The organism is Lysinibacillus sp., from assembly GCF_032093475.1.
Classification (GTDB): Bacteria; Bacillota; Bacilli; order Bacillales_A; family Planococcaceae; genus Lysinibacillus; species Lysinibacillus irui.
The window spans coordinates 13,827-15,991 of the sequence record NZ_DAMDAY010000021.1 but is presented as its reverse complement, the minus strand read 5'-3'; the positions used below and the strand labels follow the sequence as shown (position 1 = coordinate 15,991).

Annotated in this window: 2 protein-coding genes and 1 pseudogene; all 3 read left to right on the top strand. The window is 37.1% G+C overall.

The features are described from left to right. Window positions 1-165: pseudogene (locus tag RT445_RS07030) on the top strand (Asp-tRNA(Asn)/Glu-tRNA(Gln) amidotransferase subunit GatA); the annotation flags it as partial. Between the two features lies 1 nt (window position 166). After that, window positions 167-1,594: an Asp-tRNA(Asn)/Glu-tRNA(Gln) amidotransferase subunit GatB gene (gene gatB / locus RT445_RS07025; protein WP_274794579.1), complete on the top strand. Its 1,428-nt coding sequence runs from the start codon at window positions 167-169 to the stop codon at window positions 1,592-1,594. A gap of 156 nt (window positions 1,595-1,750) precedes the next feature. Beyond that, window positions 1,751-2,165, top strand: a 415-nt coding sequence (locus tag RT445_RS07020) for a thioredoxin family protein (RefSeq protein ID WP_396631793.1), incomplete at its 3' end; no start/stop codon positions are given.

Below are 2,165 nucleotides of genomic sequence, written 5' to 3'. Positions count from 1 at the left end.
GTACCAGCCATTTCTATTCCATGTGGCTTTGAAAATGGCTTACCACTAGGTTTACAAATTATCGGTAAATACTTCGATGAAGCAACTATTTACCGTGTAGCTCATGCTTTTGAACAAGCAACGGAGTTCCATAAAGAAGTTCCTCAAATGTGGGAGGGAAAATAACATGAACTTTGAAACAGTCATTGGTTTAGAAGTACACGTTGAGTTGAAAACTAACTCAAAAATCTTCTCACCAGCACCTGCTCACTTCGGTGCTGAACCAAATACAAATACAACAGTAATCGACTTAGGCTATCCTGGTGTCCTACCAGTACTTAATAAAAATGTGGTAGATTTCGCAATGCGTGCAGCTCTTGCACTAAACATGGAAATCGAGCAAGAAACAAAGTTTGACCGTAAAAACTACTTCTATCCAGATAATCCGAAAGCTTATCAAATCTCACAATTTGATAAACCAATCGGTAAAAATGGCTGGATTGATATTGAAGTAGACGGCTATACAAAACGTATTGGTATTACACGTCTTCATATGGAAGAAGATGCTGGTAAACTTTCACATGCTGGTGATCATTCATTAGTTGACTTTAACCGTCAAGGAACACCACTAGTAGAAATCGTTTCAGAGCCAGACATTCGTACACCAAACGAAGCGTATGCTTACCTTGAAAAATTAAAATCAATTATCCAATATACAGAAGTATCTGACTGTAAGATGGAAGAAGGATCACTTCGTTGTGATGCCAACATTTCTATTCGTCCTTATGGTCAAGAAGAGTTTGGAACAAAAACAGAGCTTAAAAACCTCAACTCCTTCAACTATGTTCGTCGTGGTTTAGAGCATGAAGAATTACGCCAAGCAGATGTATTATTATCAGGTGGCGTGATTGAGCAAGAAACACGTCGTTTTGATGAAAAAACAGGTAAAACAATTTTAATGCGTGTTAAAGAGGGAACAGATGATTACCGCTACTTCCCAGAGCCAGACTTAGTTCGTCTTTCTATTGATGACGAATGGTTAGAGCGTGTAAAATCTGAAATTCCTGAGCTTCCAGATGCACGTAAAAAACGTTACGTTGAAGAATTAGGCTTAACACCATATGATGCAGGTGTGCTTGTTATTTCTAAAGAAATCTCAGACTTCTTCGAGGCAATGGTAGCAAATGGTGCAGATGCAAAACTATCTGCCAACTGGCTAATGGGTGATGTTTCTGCTTACTTAAATGCAGAATTAAAAGACTTAAAAGATACTGCATTAACACCAGAAAACCTTGCTGAGATGGTGAAATTAATTTCTGATGGTACAATTTCTTCTAAGATCGGTAAAAAGGTATTTGCTGAATTAGTTGAAAAAGGTGGTTCTGCACAGGAAATTGTAAAAGCTAAAGGGTTAGTTCAAATTTCCGATGAGGGTGCATTACTAGCTATCGTAACAGAGGTTTTAGATAACAATGCTCAATCTATCGAAGACTTCAAAAATGGTAAGGATCGTGCTATTGGCTTCTTAGTTGGTCAAATTATGAAAGCAACAAAAGGCCAAGCCAATCCACCAATGGTTAATAAATTATTACAACAAGAAATTGCCAAACGATAATACTCGTTGTAACATAATAGCCGAGAGAGCTTCTTGCTCCCTCGGCTATTAATTTTAATAAATGTAACAAATTTGAAATTCACGATACTTAATAGTTGTTTAAAAAGAGTATTCATAGCAAAATATAGAATAGATAATAATAAGGGGGACGAGCCAATGAAAACAGAACAACAATATTTCAATGAAGCTATTTCAATACAACAATATATGGACAATATGTCTACACTGAAGGAAGAGAGCTTTCGTATTTATGATGGCTTTGAAGTGCCAACAAATGATGGTTTTATCGAATTGTTAAAGAACAAACAACCAAAAATTTTAACAATCACAGAAGACTGGTGCGGAGATGCAATGTTAAACAATCCAATTATTCGTCGTGTTGCTGAAGCAGCAGGATTAGAGATGCGTACTGTTTTCCGTGATGCAGATACAGAACTTATTGACCGTTATCTAACAAATGGTGGTCGTGCGATCCCAATTTACTTGCTATTAGATGATGCAGGTGAGGTTATTGGCAAATGGGGACCACGTGCACCTGAATTACAAGAACTAGTAGTAACAAAACGTGCGA